A 17,305-nucleotide genomic window follows, 5' to 3' on the forward strand; every position below is an offset into this window, starting at 1 on the left:
CAAGGACAACAAGAAATGCATCTCGATTCCAGCATTGCCGCCGTCGTCACAGGTGGCGCCTCGGGCCTGGGTGCCGCCACCGCGCGGCGCCTGGCTTCCCACGGCGTGAAGGTCGCGCTGTTCGACCTCAACGCGGAGCACGGCGAGGCCCTCGCGAAGGAACTGGGTGGCGTGTTCTGCAAGGTCGACGTCACTTCCGAGGAGCAGGTGGACGCCGCTTTCGCCAAGGCCCGCGCGGCGCACGGTCAGGAGCGCGTGCTCGTGAACTGCGCCGGCACCGGCAACGCGGTGAAGACCGCGAGCCGCGACAAGAAATCGGGCGAGATCAAGCATTTTCCGCTCGCGAACTTCGACCGCATCATCCAGATCAACCTGGTCGGCACCTTCCGCTGCATCGCCAAGTCGGCGGCAGGCATGCTCACGCTCGATGCGCTGGAAGACGGCGAGCGCGGCGCCATCGTCAACACCGCCTCGGTCGCGGCGCAGGACGGGCAGATGGGCCAGGCGGCCTACACGGCCTCCAAAGCTGGCGTGGTCGGCATGACGCTGCCGATCGCGCGCGACCTGATGGGCGAAGGCATCCGTGTGAACACCATCCTGCCGGGCATCTTCAACACACCGCTGCTGCAGGCCGCGCCCGACAATGTGAAGGCAGCGCTGGCCGCTTCGGTGCCGTTTCCCAAGCGACTGGGCAACCCGGCCGAGTACGCGACGCTGGCCGAGCTGATGATCACCAACGGCTATTTCAACGGCGAGAGCGTGCGGCTGGATGGCGGCATCCGGATGGCGCCGCGCTGAAGACAAAGGAAGAAGCGGCGCCCCCAGGAGCGCGTTGCGCCACCGCGCATGCGCTTGAGGGCTCCGGTGACTTCCTGACGCGGGGCCCAAAACCGTCGGTTCCGACGACACCGCAATACGGCACTGCGTCAACAATTCTCCGACGTACCCAAATGATGGTGCAACCGGAGAATTCGCATGACTGAAGCCTACATCGTTGCCGCCGCGCGGACCGCCGGAGGCCGCCGCAATGGCCGCCTCGCCGGATGGCACCCGGCCGACCTCGCCGCGCAGGTGCTCAACGCGCTGGTGCAGCGCACCGACGCCGACCCCGCGCTGATCGAGGACGTGATCATGGGCTGCGTCGGCCAGGCCGGCGAGCAGGCCTCCAACATTGCGCGCAATGCCGTGCTGGCCTCGCAGCTGCCCGAGTGTGTGCCCGCCACCTCCGTCGACCGCCAGTGCGGCTCTTCGCAGCAGGCGCTGCACTTCGCGGCGCAGGCCGTCATGTCGGGCACGATGGACATCGTCATTGCCGCCGGTGTCGAAAGCATGAGCCGCGTGCCGATGGGCCTGCCCACCACATTGCCGCTCAAGAACAACCTCGGCTTCTACGTGAGCCCGCTGATGCAGAAGCGCTATCCCGGCGTGGAGTTCAGCCAGTTCGCGGGCGCCGAGATGATCGCCCGGAACCACGGCATCGAGAAGGATGCATTGGACCGCTATGCGCTGGAAAGCCACCGCCGCGCGATTGCCGCCACCCAGCAGGGTTATTTCGAGCGCGAGATTGTGCCCGTGGCCGTGCGGATGGCCGACGGCGCCGAGACCGGCGAGCAGCACACCACGGACGAAGGCATCCGCTTCGACGCCACGCTCGAGAGCATCGCCGGTGTCAAGCTGATCGCCGAAGGCGGCCGTTGCACCGCCGCCACCGCCAGCCAGATCTGCGACGGCGCCAGCGGCCTGTTGGTGGTCAACGAGCGCGGCCTCAAGACGCTGGGGGTGAAGCCGTTGGCGCGCGTGCATCACATCAGCGTCATGGGGCACGACCCGGTCCTCATGCTGGAAGCACCGCTGCCCGCCACGCAGCGCGCTCTGAAGAAGGCCGGCATGAAGATCGAAGACATCGACCTGTACGAGGTCAACGAAGCCTTCGCGCCGGTGCCGCTGGCCTGGCTGAAGGCATTGGGCGCCGACCCCGCGCGTCTCAACGTGAACGGCGGCGCCATCGCGCTGGGCCATCCGCTGGGCGCCTCGGGCACCAAGCTGATGACCACGCTGGTCAACGCGCTGGGCCAGCGCGGCAAGCGCTACGGCCTGCAGACCATGTGCGAAGGCGGCGGCATGGCCAACGTGACCATCGTCGAACGGCTCTGACGCCGGCGCCGCCATTCGACGGCAGCCGCATGGGCGGTGCTGTCATACCCCGCCCCAATGCAAAGAGATCGAAATATGGTTCAAGATTGCGATCGCGCAGACAAGAACGCCCCCCTGTTGCGCATCGACGGCGTGTCGGTGCGCTTCGGCGGCATCGTGGCGCTCAATGGGGTCTCGTTCGACCTCCAGCGGGGGCAGATCTGCGGCCTCATCGGGCCGAACGGAGCAGGCAAGAGCACGCTGTTCAACTGTCTCTCGCGTCTGTACGACTGCAGCGCCGGCCGCATCGAATTCGACGGTCATCCGCTCACCCACATGCCGCGCCATCGCATGGCCGGCATCGGCATCGGCCGTACCTTCCAGAACCTCGCGCTGTTTCGCACCATGACGGTACGCGAGAACGTGCTGATGGGCTGCCACAGCAAGCACCACGCAGGCTTCCTGCGCAACGCCTTCCGGCTGCCCGGCGTGGCGGCCATCGAGTCGCAGGCGCGCGCGCGCGCCGACCACTTCATCCATTTTCTCGAACTGGATGCCGTGGCCGACCGCGAGGTGGGCGACCTGCCCTTCGGCACGCAGAAGCGGGTCGAGCTGGCGCGTGCGCTGGCGGCCCAGCCCCAACTGCTGCTGCTCGACGAGCCGGCCTGCGGCCTCAACCACGAGGAACTCGAAAACCTGGGCGCGCTGATCCGCAATATCCGCGACAGCCTGCACATCACCGTGCTCCTGGTGGAGCACCACATGAGCCTGGTGATGGGCGTCTCGGACAAGGTGGTGGCACTCAACTTCGGCAAGAAGATCGCCGAGGGCACGCCAGCCGAAGTGCGCGCGCACCCCGAGGTGATTCGCGCCTACCTGGGCGAAGACGCGGAAGCGGAGGCCATGGCATGACGAACATCCTCGAAGTGCGCGATCTGCGCGCCGCCTACGGCCACACGCGCGTACTGCAAGGCATCGACCTCGACATTCCCACGGGCCAGGTCGTGGCGCTGCTCGGTGCCAACGGCGCCGGCAAGACCACCACGCTGCGCGCGCTGTGCCAGATGATGGTCAGCACCGAGGGGTGCGTCATGCTGGCCGGCCAGCGTATCGATGGCCGCTCCACCGAGCAGATCGCCAAGTCCGGCGTAGGCCACGTCCCCGACGGGCGCGGCACATTTCTCGGCCTCACGACCGAAGAGAATCTGCGCCTGGGCGCCTACGCCCGCGGCAACCGCGAGGGCGTGGACGCCGACATGGTGCGCGTGTTCGACTACTTCCCGCGCCTGCGCGAGCGCCGCAACCAGCAGGCCGGCACGCTGTCGGGCGGTGAGCAGCAGATGCTCGCCATCGGCCGCGCGCTCATGGGAAAGCCGCGCCTGCTGCTGCTCGACGAGCCGTCTTTCGGGCTCGCCCCTCTGGTCGTGAAGGACATCTTCGCGATCATGCGGCGCATCAACAAGGAAGTGCGCGTGTCGATCCTGCTGGTGGAGCAGAACGCGAAGCTCGCGCTCGACCTGGCCGATTCGGCCTACCTCCTCGAGACCGGCCGCATCGTGCTCTCAGGCCCCAGCGCCGAAATCCGCCGCAACGACGCCGTCCGCAAAGCCTACCTCGGCGATTGAGACCTACACACATGAACGCATTCCTGCACCAACTTCTGGCGGGCCTGGCCACCGGAGGCATCTATGCCTGCGTCGCGCTGGCGCTGGTGATGATCTACCAGGCCACGCACCACATCAATTTCGCCCAGGGCGAGATGGCGATGTTCTCGACCTTCATCGCATGGAGCCTGATGCAGGCCGGGCTGCCGTACTGGGTCGCCTTCACCGCGACCGTGGTGCTGTCCTTCGCACTCGCGGTGGTCGTTGAATTCACCGTGATCCGGCCGATGCACGACAAGCCCGCACTCTCGGTGGTGGTGGTGTTCGTCGGCCTGCTGGTGATCTTCCACAGCATCGCGGGCTGGCTCTTCGGCTTCACCATCAAGCGCTTCCCGAGCCCCTTTCCTGCGGACGCGTGGTTCGGCAGCACGATGATGTCGGCACACGAGGTCGGCGCCATCGGCGTCACGCTGTTGGTGCTCGTGCTGCTGTTCGCGTTCTTCCGCTTCACGCCCCTGGGCTTGGCCATGCGCGCTGCCGCGCAGAACGCGGCCTCGTCGCGGCTGGTGGGCATCAATGTCGGGCGCATGCTGATGCTCGGCTGGGGTCTGGCCAGCGCGATCGGAGCGGTGGCCGGGATGATGGTCGCTCCTGTGGTGTTCCTCGATCCGGACATGATGACCGGCGTGTTGCTCTACGCCTTCGCGGGCGCACTGGTCGGTGGCATCGACAGTCCCGTAGGCGCGGTGCTCGGCGGCTTCATCGTCGGCGTGCTCGAGAACCTGATCGGCACCTACGTAGTGGGCACCGAACTCAAGCTGTCGGTCGCGCTCGTGCTGATCGTCGGCGTGCTCATCGTCAAGCCTTCTGGTCTCATGGGCCGCAAACTGGTCACTCGTGTCTGATCGCATGAACTTCGCTCAAGCCTCCTCCACGACACATACGCCCATGGCCACGTCGGGCGCCCGCAATGAAACACGCTCTGCGGTGGATTCGCGTCGGAAGCTCATGTGGCTCAGCGTGCTGATCCTCCTGGCCATCGGCATCACCTTTGTGGCGCGCGGCTACCAGTTGTTCCAGGCGACCATGGTGCTGTCGTACGCCATCGCTCTGGTGGGCCTGAACATCCTCACGGGCTACAACGGCCAGATCTCGCTCGGTCACGGCGCCTTCTTCGCCATCGGCGCCTATACCACCGGCATCCTCATGGAGCATGCGGGTGCGCCGTACTGGCTCACGGTTCCGGCTGCGGCGCTGGTGTGCCTTGTCGTCGGCTACCTGTTCGGGCGGCCCGCGCTCAAGCTCGAAGGGGTGTACCTCGCGCTGGCCACCTTTGCGCTCGGCGTGGCGATGCCTCAGCTGCTCAAGTACAAGCACCTCGAGCCCTGGACCGGCGGCGTGCAGGGAATTGTGCTCATGAAGCCCGCCGCGCCCTTTGGCCTGCCGCTCAGCGACGACCAGTGGCTCTACCTGTTCTCGCTGTTTGTCGCGGTGGTGGCGTTCGTCATCGCGCACAACCTGCTGCAAAGCGGGAGCGGCCGGGCCATGCGCGCCATCCGCGACCACGCAATGGCATCGGAGGCGATGGGCGTGGACAACAGCCACTACAAGGCCATGACTTTTGGCGTCTCGGCCGCGTACACCGGCGTAGGCGGTGCACTGTCGGCCATCGCGGTGCAGTTCGTGTCGCCCGATTCGTTCACGCTGTTCCTTTCGATCTCGCTGCTCGTGGGCATCGTGGTGGGCGGCGTGGGCACGCTGTACGGCGCCATCTTCGGCGCCATCTTCATCATGTTTGTGCCCTCGCTGGCCGAGCAGATCTCCAAGGCCGTGCCCTGGGCGGTGTACGGTGTGGTGCTCATTGCCTGCATGTTCGCGATGCCCGGTGGCGTGATCGGCCTGCTGCGCAAGATCCAGGAGCGCTTCGCCCGCGCCAGATAGCCGCCGCGCCACATCACGAAACAACGAATGAACGACGAAGCGACGCTCGTTGCACACGCGCTGCAACGCCTGGCCGGGCGCATGGCGCCCGGTGGCCAGGCGGTCCAGGCGCTGCGCCGACTCTCCGGCGGCGCCAGTCAGCAGACCTGGGCTTTCGACGTGGCAATGGCAGGCGCGCAGTCTGTCTTGCCACTGGTGCTGCGCCGCGCGGCCGATGCCTCAGGGGCGCGCGCACTGGGCACCGCCGGCCTGGGCACCGAGGCGCAACTGATCGATGCTGCGCGCGCAGTTGGCGTGCCCGTGCCCGGTGTGCGGCATGTACTGCAGCCCGCCGACGGACTGGGCGAGGGCTTCGTCATGGACCGCATCGAAGGCGAGACACTGGGCCGCCGGATCGTGCGCGATGCGCGGCTGGCCGGCGCGCGCCGCGTGTTGGCGCGCCAATGCGGCGCGGCCATGGCCCGCATCCACTGCCTGCCTGCGCGTGGTCTGCCGCCCCTGCGCACAGCAGCCGCGCGAGCGGAACTCGATTTCCAGATCGGCCTGCACCGCAGCCACGGCACCGCACGGCCGGTGTTCGAACTCGCCTTCCGATGGCTGCGCGCACACGCGCCCGCCGACGTGTCGACACCGGTGCTCGTGCATGGGGATTTCCGCAACGGCAACCTGATGATCGGCGAGGAGGGCCTGCGCGCCGTGCTCGACTGGGAGTTGGCGCATCTCGGCGATCCGATGGAGGACCTCGGCTGGATGTGCGTGCGCTCCTGGCGCTTTGGCCACGGCGCACTGCCGGTGGGCGGCTTCGGCACGCGCGAGCAACTGTTCGAAGGCTACGAAGCCGAAGGCGGGCGGGTCGACGCGGACCGCGTGCACTGGTGGGAAGTGCTGGGTACGCTCAAGTGGGGCATCGTCTGTGAAGCCATGGCGCATGCCTGGCTCAGCGGCCGCGAGCGCGACGTCGAGAAAGCCGCCATTGGCCGCCGCGCATCGGAGGTCGAGTCCGACCTGCTGGCGCTGCTCGTACCCGAGGAGGCCATCTGATGCAGGACCGTCCCAACGTCATCGAACTGCTGGAGGCCGTCGCCGCCTTCCTGCGCGAGCAGGTGGTACCGGCCACCGAGGGCCGGGTGGCCTTCCACGCACGCGTGGCCGCGAACACCCTCGACATCGTCCGGCGCGAAGTGCAGCTCTGTCCGCAGGCGCAGGCGCGCGAAGCGACGCGGCTGCATGAGCTGCTGGGATCCGATGCGCCCGCCGACTTGGCGGCGGCCAACCGATTGCTCTGCGATCGCATCGCCGCCGGCCGGCTCGGTCCCGACACCCCGGGCCTGGTCGCCCACCTGCGCCAGACCACACGCGACAAACTTGCCATCGACCAGCCGGGCTACGCCGCCGGCACGGAGGGAGACTGAGCCATGGATTTCGACCTGCCCCGCGACCTCGTCGACTACCTGAACGAACTTGACGCCTTCATCGACCGCGAGATCGCACCGCTGCAGGCGCAGGACGACAACGAGCGTTTCTTCGACCACCGTCGCGAATGGGCGCGCACCGATTTCGACAACGGCGGCCTGCCGCGACCCGAGTGGGAAGCCCTGCTGGCCGAAGCGCGTCACCGTGCCGACCGCGCGGGCCATCTGCGCTTCGGCCTACCGGCCGAGTTCGGCGGGCGCAACGGCAGCAACCTCTGGATGGCCGTGATCCGCGAGCACTTCGCCGCGCGCGGCCTGGGCCTGCACAACGACCTGCAGAACGAACACTCCATCGTCGCGAACAACCCCTTCGTGCTGGCCATCCGCGACTTCGGCACGCCCGCACAGTGCGACGAATTCGTCCTGGGCATGCTCGACGAGCGCTTGCGCCTCGCCTTCGGCCTGACCGAGCCCCGCCACGGCTCCGACGCCACCCACATGGAGACGCGTGCCGTGTCCGAGGTGCGCAACGGCCGCGCGGGCTTTCGCATCGACGGCGAGAAGATGTGGGCCACCGGCATGCACATCGCCACCCATTGCGTGGTGTTCGCGCGCACCAGCGGTCGCGATGGCGATGCGCGTGGCATCAGCGCGCTGCTGGTGCCGGCCCAGGCCCCGGGCCTCAAGATCGAAGAATACCTCTGGACCTTCAACATGCCCACTGACCATCCGCGCGTGAGCTTCACGAACGTGTGGGTGCCCGAGGACGCCGTGCTCGGCCCGCTCGACGGCGGTCTGGCCATCGCCCAGCATTTCGTGCACGAGAACCGCATCCGTCAGGCCGCGTCGAGCCTTGGCGCGGCCGATTTCTGCGTGCGCGAGAGCGTGAAATACGCGCGCGAGCGCAGGCCCTTCGGCGAAGAACTGGCGCGCAATCAAGGCATCCAGTTTCCGCTGGTCGAGCTGGCCACGCAGATCGAGATGCTGCGCCTGCTGATCCGCAAGACCGCGTGGCAGATGGATCACATGCCCAAGCCGCAGGTCGAGAAGCAGCTTTCCGACAAGGTTTCGATGTGCAACTACTGGGCCAATCGCCTGGTGTGCGAAGCCGCCGACCGTGCGATGCAGGTGCACGGCGGGATCGGCTACTCGCGCCACAAGCCCTTCGAGCACATCTACCGCCACCACCGCCGCTACCGCATTACCGAGGGCTCCGAGGAGATCCAGATGCGCAAGGTGGCGGGCCACCTTTTCGGCTACATGGGTCCCAACCGCGTCGCCACTGCCGACTGAACTGTTTCTCCGACGACTGACCACGACCGCCATGAGGGCGTGGCACTCGCCGGGGTAGCCCATCGGCAGGGCCTTCCTGTCAGGCCACTTTCCGCTCGCGCCCTTGCCAGTGCCGCTCACGCAGCTTGTACTTCAGTATCTTGCCCGCCGGCGACAGCGGCATCTCTTCGAGGAACTCCACGCTGCGCGGGCACTTGTAGCCCGCGATCAGGGTCTTGCAGTGAGCCATCAGCGCCTCGGCGCTCAGGGTTTCGCCGGCGCGCAGCACCAACACCGCGTGCACGCGCTCGCCCCACTTGTCATCGGGCACGCCAACCACGGCGCACGCCGAGACCTGCGCAAGCTGCGCGATCGCGTTCTCGACCTCGGCCGAGTAGATGTTTTCGCCTCCGCTCACGACCATGTCCTTGAGCCGATCCACGACGTAGACGAAACCGTCGGCATCCATGCAACCGCCATCGCCGGTGTGCATCCATCCGTCGCGCAGCACCTCGGCGGTCTGCGCGGGCTTGTTCCAATAGCCGGCCATCACCATCGGTCCGCGCACGGCGATCTCGCCGACGGCGCCGTTCGGCACGGGACGGCCTTCGACATCGACGATCCGAAGTTCTGCGATGGGCACGGGCCTCCCGGCCGAGCGCCGGCGGCCCGACGGCTGGTCGAGGTGGTGGCACCACGTGGGCAGCACCGTGACCACGGGCGACAGCTCGGTCATGCCGTAGAGCTGGCAGAAGCCGGCACGCGGCAGCTTCTCGATGGCTTGCAGCAGCAAGGTGTCGTCGATGGGGGCCGCACCGTACAGCACCAGCTGCAGGCTGGAGGTGTCGAACTCGGAGAAGCGCGGGTGCTCGATGAGCCGCTTGATCATGGTGGGCACCATGAAGGTCTCGCTGGCGCGCTCGTTCTGAATCGCCTCCAGCACCTTCACTTCGTCGAAGGCGGGGATGATGACCTGGGTGCACAGTCGCATCATCAGCTGCAGCGTGAGGCCGGCGCCGCCCACATGGAACATGGGCGCCATGTTCAGTCCGACGGATTCGGCCGGGCGCGCGGCGGCCATGTTGGTCGAGAGCTGGCTGGCGTAGAGATTGCCATGCGTGAGCATCACGCCCTTGGGCAGACCGGTGGTGCCGCCGGTGTACATCACCGCGGCCAGGTCGGCGCCGCTGCGCCTGGCGTCGGACACGGGCTGCGCCTGTGCCATCAGCGCTTCGGCGTCGGCCATGCCCTCCGGCGCGGGGCCATCGCCGAAGTGCAACAGGTGCTTCATCGAGCGAGACAGTTCGCGCTGCTGCTGCGCGACGGCGCCGAAGTGCGTATCGGAAAGCAGGATGCGGGTGTCGCAATCGTCCAGCGAGTACGCGATCTCGCGCGCACTCCATCGGACGTTGACCGGGTTGATCACGCCCCCCGCCCACCAGGTCGCGTAGAGGTATTCCACATAGCGGTCGGAATTCAGGGCCAGCAGGCCCACGCGGTCGCCCGGCTGCAGGCCGAGCGATCGCAGCACGGCCGCGAGCCGCGCCACGCGGTCAGCGAACTGGGCGAAGGTGTGTCGGCGCTCGCCGCAGACGAGGGCGGTGGCGTTCGGGCGTTCCTGCAAGGCCTTGTGCAAGGGCTGGGTGAGGTCCATGGACAGCGTGTCTCCGTCGAATCGTCGTTGTCTGCCAAGTATGAGGCGGACGCGTCCAGCCCGGATCGTCGGAAGCGACGAGAACGGATGGCCTCTCGCTCGGGCGCTCTCAACCGTCCGTTCCGACGATGGGATGTGCGAGAGAAGCTACCTAACATCCGGCACGCGCGCCGAACGAGACCCAGCGAGAGGTCCGTGGGCAGCCGCTTCCCTTGAGAACAACCGAGACAACACCATGACATCTGCCATCCATTTGCCCCGTCACGCGTCGCGACACCGCCTCCTGAGCGCAGGCCTCGCGGCAACGCTCGGGCTCGCCGCCGCCTTCACGGCCCAGGCCGAAAAACGCTATGACACGGGCGCGAGCGACACCGAGATCAAGCTCGGTCACGTCATGGCGTATTCCGGGCCCGGCTCGTCCTACGGCACCATCGGGAGGGCGGAAGCCGCCTACTTTGCCAAGGTGAACGCCGAAGGCGGCATCAACGGGCGCAAGATCAATTTCATCTCGCTCGATGACGCCTTCAATCCCGCGCAAACGGTGGAGCAGACGCGCAAGCTGGTCGAACGCGACGAGGTGCTCGCGATGTTCGCCGTGCCGGGCACGCCGAACAACCTGGCGATCCAGCGCTACTTGAACGCGAAGAAGGTGCCGCAGCTCTTCATCGCCTCCGGCGCCACGCGCTTCGGCGACCCCAAGGCCTTCCCCTGGACCATGGGCTGGCAGCCCACCTATCTGACCGAAGGCAAGATCTACGCGCAACACATCTTGAGCGCCAGTCCCAACGCGAAGATCGCCGTTCTGACGCTGAACGACGACTCCGGCAGGGAATTCCTCAAGGGCTTCACCGACGTGCTGGGCGACAAGGCCAAGACCATGATCGTCGCGCAGACCACCTATGAGATGTCCGACCCGACCATCGACAGCCAGATGATCAGCCTCAAGGCCTCCGGCGCCGACACCTTCATCAACTTCACGATCCCCAAGTTTGCGGCCCAGGCGATTCGCAAGGCTGCGGAGATCGGCTGGAAGCCCACGCAGTACCTGTTCAGCGCCTCGGTGTCGGTCTCGACGGTGATCAATCCGGCCGGTCCCGAGAACGCAAAGGGCGTGATCTCGGCGATGTACATTCGCGACCCCGTCGACCCCATGTGGAAGGGCGCGAAGGAATTCGAGGACTACAAGGCCTGGATGACCAAGTACTACCCTGCGGGCGACGTGAGCGATTCGCTCAACGTGCTGGGCTATTCCATAGCTCAGACGATGGAACAGGTGCTGCGCAAAGCCGGTGACGACCTCACGCGCGCCAACATCATGAAGCAGGCCGCGAACCTTCAGTACACCCCGCCGATGCTGCTCCCGGGCATCGAGGTCAAGACCTCGCCGACCGATTTCTTCCCGATCGAGCGCATGCAGCTCGTGCGCTTCAACGGCACCCGCTTCGAGCATTTCGGCAAGGTGCTGGGCGACTGAGTTGCATGCCTCACCTTGAGAACCCGACCATGAGCTTTTCCGCACTCCATTCAAGGCTGACTGCCTGCCACCAGAGCGTTCTCCTCTTTTACTATGGCGTGGACCGAGGGGACTACGCCCTCGCCATGGAACAAGTGGCACCCGAATGCCTGTGGGAGCGCGGCGGCGTCTTGCTACGCAATCGACAGCAGATCGAGGAATCGTTGCGCAAGCGGTCGGCAACGCAGGTGGCTCGGCACATCGTCAACAACTTCGCCCTGCTCAGGCAGGACGCCGAGAGTGCCACCGCGGTCTATGGTCTGGCCTTGCATCTGTACGACAGCGGCTCGCCCGCCAGCCTCCCGGTGCCGGGCTCGACACCATTTCTGCTCGTCGACGTCACGTGCGAATTGGCACAGGCGTCGGACGGTGCCTGGCGCATCCGACAACTGGATATTCAGCGCACCTTCAGCTATTCCCGAGAGGTCACGTCCCCCCTGGTGGCACCCGCCGGCAAGGGGTGAGTCCCGCGCCACGACGAGGGTGTCTTGCACCTCGCTGATGTGCGCACCACGTCCGGCCGGACCGTTCCTAGAGCGTGGAGCAAAGGTGTCCCCCGTCGACCGGGATGCAGGCCCCCGTCATCCAGGCACCGGCATCGGTGGCCAGCAGCAGCAGCACGCCGTCGAGTTCCTCGGGCTGCCCCAGGCGGCGCATGGGAATGCGCTTGATCATGGCTTTTCCGTAGTCGGTTTCCCACAAGTCGTCGGTCATCTCGGTGCGGACGTAGCCGGGCTCGATGGCGTTGACCCGGATGCCGTACCGCGCCCATTCCAGGGCCAGGCTCTTCGTCATGTGGACGACGCCGGCCTTCGAGATCGAGTACGCGGCGACGCCGGGCGACACCCGCTCGCCCTGGATCGACGCGATGTTGACGATGGACCCGCCTCGCCCGGCCGCCTTCCAGCGCCTCGCTGCCTCGGTCGCAACGAGCCAGACGCCGCGCAAGTTGGTCGACATGACCGCGTCGAATTGGGCGATCGGCTGCTCCATCGACGCGGCGCCGCCCCCAATCCCAGCGTTGTTGACGACCACGTCCACCAGCGCCCCGGTCGCCGAGATGGTCTCGAAGGCCTGCGTCACCGAAGCCTCGTTGGTCACGTCGCACTCAACCACCGTCACCAGCGGTGAGCCGAGCGCCTGCAGTTCGACGGCCAGCGCCTCCAGCCGCGAAACACGCCGCGCACTGATGACCACCGCCGCACCACAGCGTGCGGCAAGCCGTGCGAAATGCGCGCCGAATCCAGACGACGCGCCGGTGATCAGCACCTTCTTTCCCTTCAGCTTTGCCCCGAGATCCATGTCTTTTCCTTGTCGATCAAATCGCATCGACGCCCGCTGACTTCAAGGTCGGATAGTCAGCGCTGGTAGCGCTGCGCGCTGGCCCACCCGAGTTGCGCCAACGGCTCGGCCTTGCGCCCGGTCTCGACGGCGTCGGCCGCCGCGGCATTGCCGGAAGCTGCGCGCTCCGCAATGCCGTGCAGGATCGCAGCCATGCGGAACAGGTTGTAGGCCATGTAAAACTCCCAGTGCTCCAAGGGCTCGCGTCCGGTGCGCCGTGTGTAGGCGCGCAGGTAGGCCGCCTCATCGGGAATGCCCAGGTCCTCCAGGTCCAGGCCGCCCACGCCGCGCCACAAGGTGGCCGGAATGCGCCAGGCCATGCATTGGTACGAGAGGTCGGCAAGCGGATGCCCGAGCGTGGAGAGCTCCCAGTCCAGCACCGCCACCACGCGCGGCTCGGTGGGATGGAAGATCAGGTTGTCCAGGCGGTAGTCTCCGTGCACGAGCGTGGTCTCGTCATCGGGCGGAACGTGCTCGGGCAGCCAGTCCATCAGCTCGCGCATCGCGGGACCGACCGGCAGCCGTGCGTCCCGGCACTGGCGCGACCAGCGCGCGATCTGTCGGGCAAAGTAGTTGCCGGCCTTGCCAAAATCCGCCAAGCCCACCGCCTGGAAGTCCACCGCGTGCAGCGCCGCGATCACCCGGCCCATCTCCTGGTAGATGGCGCCGCGCTCCGTCCGCGAACACTCGGGCAACGACTGATCGACGAAGACACGCCCCGCGACAAGTTCCATCAGATAGAACTCGCGGCCCAGGCAGGCCGTGTCGGCGCAATAGGCCACCATCTGCGGCACCGGCACGTTGCTGTCGATCAGCGCCTCCATCACCCGGTATTCGCGGTCGATGGCGTGCGCAGACGCCAGCAGTTGGCCGGGCGGCTTGGTGCGCAGGACGAGGCGCAGGTCGCCCGATGTCAGCACGTAGGTCGGATTGGACTGGCCTCCGGACAGGGGCATCAACTGGACTTCCGGCGTCGGGGTCAACCCCTGCGCCAGCAGATACTCGCCCAGCTTGCGCACGTCGATGGCGGTGTCCGCGGTCGTCATGCGCCGGTCCCGGCCGCCTTGACGATCTTGCGCGCCATGCTCCAGCGATGCACCTCGCTCGGGCCGTCATAGATCCGGAACGCGCGCATGTCGGTGAAGATGCGCATGACCGGCGTCTCTGCCGTCACGCCTTGTCCGCCCAGGATCTGCACGCAACGATCCACGACGCGCCAGAGCGCTTCCGAGCACACGACCTTGGCGCGGCTGGATTCGAAACTGCAGGGCTCGCCCTTGTCGAGCAGCCAGGCGGTATGCCAGATGTGCAAGCGCGCGGTCTGCAGGTCGATGTCGTTGTCCGCCAACTGGAAGCCCACGCCTTCGTGTTGCGCCAGCGGCTTGCCGAAGGCGTGGCGGCGGGCCGCATAGGCGACGGCCGCGTCATGCGCGCGTCGCGCCTGCCCCAGCCAGCGCATGCAGTGGGTGAGCCGCGCCGGCGCCAGGCGCACCTGGGCGTAGCGGAAGCCCTGGCCCACCTCGCCGAGCACGTCTTCAGCGGGAACGCGCAGGTTCTCGAAACGCAACACGCCGTGCCCGCCCGTGAAGCAGCGGTCCATCGCCTCCATGCTGCGCTCGAGGGTGATGCCGGAGCGATTCATGTCGGTGAGGAACATGGTGGCGGATCCATCCTCCATCCGCGCCATGACGATGCCATAGTCGGCGCCCTCGGCGCCGGTGATGAACCACTTCGTGCCGTTGATCACATAGTGGTCGCCGTCGCGCCGGGCGGTGGTCGCCAGCATCGACGGATCGGCCCCCGCGCCGTCGGGCTCGGTCATCGCGAAGCAAGAGCGGGTGTGCCCTTGCACCTGCGGCCGCAGCCAGCGCTCCTTCTGCTGCGGTGTCGCCACCTCTTCCATCAGATGGATGTTGCCCTCGTCGGGTGCGTGGATGTTGAGTGCCGTCGGCCCGAGCCACGAGTAGCCGGCCTCCTCGAAGACCATCGCCTTGGCGATGTGGCTCAGTCCCTTGCCGCCCATGGCGACCGAGGCGTGGGGCGTCAGCAGCCCGGCCGATCGCGCCCGGGCCACCAGTTCCAGGCGCAGGCTCTCGTCGGGCCCGTGCGAGGACTGGCGCGGATCGTTCTCCAGCGGGATGACTTGTTCAGCGATGAAGCGCCGGGTGGCGATCGTCAGTTCCTCGATAGAGGGGCAAATCGTGAAGTCCATGTCGTGTCTGATGAGAATCAAAGAGGGAGCACTGGGAACCGCGTCACCGTGGCGCCGGCGCCGGGTAGAAGGCCCGGCGCCCGGCCGCGCGATCGCGCAGCCATGGCGAGGGGCGGAACCGCTCGCCGTACTTGTCCGCCAATCGCTCGCACTCCGCCACGAACCGCGCGGGACCGACCGTGTCGATGAACGAGAGCGTGCCGCCGGTCCAGCTCGGATAGCCCAACGCCAGAATGGCGCCCAGGTCGGCATCCGCGACTTCCGGTACCATCTGCTCCTCGACACAGCGCGCGGACTCGAGCGCCTGGATGTAGAGCAGCCGGTGCTTCACGTCGGTGAAGTCGGGTTGCACGGCCGCCGATGGAAATAGCTGCGCCAGCCCATCCCACAGGCGCTTGGGCTGTCCGGGTGCGAAATCGTGGAAGCCGCCCCCGCTCTTGCGACCCAGCCGACCGCGCGCCAGCATCGCATCGACCACCGGCTGCGCGTGCTGCCGCAGGAACTTGCCGGGCAAACCGTCCGCCCTCGCCTGGTTGATCACCCGCGCCTGCAAGTCCAGCGACACCTCGTCGGTGACCGCGAGCGGACCGGTTGCAAAGCCGGCCTGGCGGGCGGCGTTCTCGATCAGCGCCGGCGCCACGCCCTCGGCCAGCATCGCCATGCCTTCGTCGACGTAGGCGCAGAAGATCCGGCTGGTGTAGAAGCCGGGACTGTCATTGACCACGATGGGCACCTTGCCGAGCTGCGCCGCCAGGTCCAGTGCACGCGCGAGCGCACGCGGCGAAGTGCACTGGCCCACGATGACCTCGACCAGGGGCATGCGCTCCACGGGCGAGAAGAAGTGCAGGCCGATGAACGCCTCGGGTTGCGGCCACAGGGCCGCCAGGCCCGTGACAGGAAGCGTCGACGTGTTGGTCGCCATCACGAAGCCATCGGGCAGCGCGGCCAGGCCTTCTTCGGCGTGGTGGAAGGCGGTCGCCTTCGCGTCACGGTCCTCGAACACGGCCTCCACCACGAAATCGCAGCCACGCAGCGACCCGTAGTCGGCGCTGGGATGGATCCGGGCCAACTGCGCGTCGGCATTCTCCTGCGTGCAACGCCCGGCCTTCACATCGCGCGCATAGCCGGCGGCGACCCTGGCCTTGGCGGCGTCGACCACGGCCTGCGAAGTGTCGATGAGAACCACGTCGATGCCGGCAGCCGCCGCCACCTGTGCAATGCCCGCGCCCATCATGCCGGCGCCGAGCACGCCCAGACGCCGGACCGGCTGCTTTTCGACGTCGCGGGGCCGGCGCACCAGCTTGCGTGCCGCCCCCTTGTTGATGAACAGGGTGCGCATCAGATTGCGCGCCACGGGACCCGCCAACAACTGGCCGAAGCAGCCGCGCTCGATGGCAAGGCCAAGGTCCATCGGGACCTGCGTGCCCTCGTACACGGCCGTCAGGATGGCCGCGGGTGCCGGGTAGTTGTCCTGGGAGTCGCGCCGGATTTTCGCCAGCCCCATGCTGAAGCTCTCCATGGCGTGCGGCGCCATCGCGCCCGCTCCGCCGGGCACGGTGAAGCCTTTGCGGTCCCAGGCGGGCTGCCAGTCGGGATGCGCGAGCACCCAGCGTCGCGCCGCCTCGACCACCCCGGCGGCCGGGCGCAATTCATCGACCAGTCCGAGCTGCAACGCCTCCGCTGCGCCAACGTGCCGGCCGCTCAGCAGAAGGGGCAAGGCCTTGGGGATCCCGATCATTCGCGGCAGCCTTTGCGTTCCGCCCCCGGCGGGCAGCAACCCGACCGTGACCTCGGGCAGACCGACGACCGCCTTGTGGTCGTCAGCCAGCACCCGGTAGTGGCAGGCCAGGCACAGCTCGAAGCCGCCGCCCAGCGCCAGCCCGTTGATCGCCACGGCCACCGGCTTGCCGCAACGCTCCAGCGCGCGCAATGCGTTCGCCGAAGGCGCCACCCATTCACCGGCTTCCCGCGCCGACAGTCCGCGGTCGTGCACATGCACGAAGTCGAGCAGGTCGGCGCCCGCCATGAAGCCGCTCTTCTTGCCGGAGGTGATGACCGCACCGACGATGTCTGCCCGGCTTGTCAGCTGGACCACGACGTCCTGCAGTTCCCGCGTGAAGGCCGGAGTAAAGACGTTCATGGTGCGATCCGCCACGTCCAGCGTGACCAGCGCAACACCGTCGCCGTCGATTTCGAGATGGATGTTTCTCGTCATGGTTGCCG

Annotated in this window: 16 protein-coding genes; 11 read left to right on the forward strand and 5 right to left on the reverse strand. The window is 67.2% G+C overall.

All coding sequences use genetic code 11. The features are described 5' to 3' along the window. The first annotated feature begins 15 nt into the window (after positions 1-15). The 9 genes from AC1DYK_RS12520 (at position 16) to AC1DYK_RS12560 (ending at position 8,383) form a co-directional block, all read left to right on the forward strand. Positions 16-798, forward strand: a complete 783-nt coding sequence (locus tag AC1DYK_RS12520; protein ID WP_478166599.1) for an SDR family NAD(P)-dependent oxidoreductase — start codon at positions 16-18, stop codon at positions 796-798. Between the two features lie 177 nt (positions 799-975). Next, on the forward strand, positions 976-2,154 hold the full coding sequence (locus tag AC1DYK_RS12525; protein WP_478166600.1) for an acetyl-CoA C-acetyltransferase: 1,179 nt from the start codon (positions 976-978) through the stop codon (positions 2,152-2,154). Positions 2,155-2,229: 75 nt separating this feature from the next. Beyond that, positions 2,230-3,045, forward strand: a complete 816-nt coding sequence (locus AC1DYK_RS12530; RefSeq protein ID WP_478166601.1) for an ABC transporter ATP-binding protein — start codon at positions 2,230-2,232, stop codon at positions 3,043-3,045. Next, complete coding sequence (locus AC1DYK_RS12535; protein ID WP_478166602.1) at positions 3,042-3,758, forward strand: ABC transporter ATP-binding protein; 717 nt, start codon at positions 3,042-3,044, stop codon at positions 3,756-3,758. The genes AC1DYK_RS12530 and AC1DYK_RS12535 overlap by 4 nt, the downstream gene beginning before the upstream one ends. 11 nt (positions 3,759-3,769) lie before the next feature. Then, entirely contained in the window at positions 3,770-4,642 is an 873-nt protein-coding gene (locus tag AC1DYK_RS12540; protein ID WP_478166603.1) for a branched-chain amino acid ABC transporter permease, read from the forward strand. A gap of 103 nt (positions 4,643-4,745) precedes the next feature. Further along, the gene (locus AC1DYK_RS12545; protein WP_478166699.1) at positions 4,746-5,678 is read left to right on the forward strand and encodes a branched-chain amino acid ABC transporter permease; all 933 of its coding nucleotides are present in this window, start codon (positions 4,746-4,748) and stop codon (positions 5,676-5,678) included. A 27-nt stretch (positions 5,679-5,705) separates the two neighbouring features. Next, the gene (locus tag AC1DYK_RS12550) at positions 5,706-6,719 is read left to right on the forward strand and encodes a phosphotransferase family protein (RefSeq protein WP_478166604.1); all 1,014 of its coding nucleotides are present in this window, start codon (positions 5,706-5,708) and stop codon (positions 6,717-6,719) included. Further along, complete coding sequence (locus AC1DYK_RS12555) at positions 6,719-7,090, forward strand: DUF6285 domain-containing protein (RefSeq protein ID WP_478166605.1); 372 nt, start codon at positions 6,719-6,721, stop codon at positions 7,088-7,090. Before AC1DYK_RS12550 ends, AC1DYK_RS12555 begins: the two co-directional genes overlap by 1 nt. A gap of 3 nt (positions 7,091-7,093) precedes the next feature. Beyond that, entirely contained in the window at positions 7,094-8,383 is a 1,290-nt protein-coding gene (locus AC1DYK_RS12560) for an acyl-CoA dehydrogenase family protein (RefSeq protein ID WP_478166606.1), read from the forward strand. A 79-nt stretch (positions 8,384-8,462) separates the two neighbouring features. On the opposite strand, the gene AC1DYK_RS12565 is transcribed toward AC1DYK_RS12560, so the two are convergent. Then, complete coding sequence (locus AC1DYK_RS12565) at positions 8,463-10,016, reverse strand: long-chain-fatty-acid--CoA ligase (protein ID WP_478166607.1); 1,554 nt, start codon at positions 10,014-10,016, stop codon at positions 8,463-8,465. Positions 10,017-10,251: 235 nt separating this feature from the next. Between AC1DYK_RS12565 and AC1DYK_RS12570 the strand changes: the two genes are divergently transcribed. After that, positions 10,252-11,490 carry an ABC transporter substrate-binding protein gene (locus tag AC1DYK_RS12570; protein ID WP_478166608.1) on the forward strand — a complete coding sequence of 413 codons (1,239 nt, stop codon included), beginning with the start codon at positions 10,252-10,254 and terminating at the stop codon, positions 11,488-11,490. Between the two features lie 29 nt (positions 11,491-11,519). Further along, a complete protein-coding gene (locus AC1DYK_RS12575; RefSeq protein WP_478166609.1) occupies positions 11,520-11,993 on the forward strand; it encodes a hypothetical protein in 474 nt (157 codons plus the stop codon). A gap of 67 nt (positions 11,994-12,060) precedes the next feature. Here the strand turns inward: AC1DYK_RS12575 and AC1DYK_RS12580 are convergent, their stop codons facing one another. The 4 genes from AC1DYK_RS12580 to AC1DYK_RS12595 are packed head-to-tail and all read right to left on the reverse strand — an operon-like array spanning position 12,061 to position 17,297. Beyond that, positions 12,061-12,831, reverse strand: coding sequence for an SDR family NAD(P)-dependent oxidoreductase (locus tag AC1DYK_RS12580; protein ID WP_478166610.1), 771 nt, complete (start codon positions 12,829-12,831; stop codon positions 12,061-12,063). Between the two features lie 56 nt (positions 12,832-12,887). Next, positions 12,888-13,916 (reverse strand): phosphotransferase family protein, encoded by a 1,029-nt coding sequence (locus AC1DYK_RS12585; protein ID WP_478166611.1) that lies wholly within the window; start codon positions 13,914-13,916, stop codon positions 12,888-12,890. Continuing rightward, positions 13,913-15,082: an acyl-CoA dehydrogenase family protein gene (locus AC1DYK_RS12590; protein WP_478166612.1), complete on the reverse strand. Its 1,170-nt coding sequence runs from the start codon at positions 15,080-15,082 to the stop codon at positions 13,913-13,915. Before AC1DYK_RS12590 ends, AC1DYK_RS12585 begins: the two co-directional genes overlap by 4 nt. A gap of 43 nt (positions 15,083-15,125) precedes the next feature. Continuing rightward, positions 15,126-17,297 (reverse strand): 3-hydroxyacyl-CoA dehydrogenase NAD-binding domain-containing protein, encoded by a 2,172-nt coding sequence (locus AC1DYK_RS12595; protein ID WP_478166613.1) that lies wholly within the window; start codon positions 17,295-17,297, stop codon positions 15,126-15,128. Positions 17,298-17,305: the final 8 nt, after the last annotated feature.

The sequence above is a fragment of the Variovorax sp. P2_H12 genome (assembly GCF_056403395.1).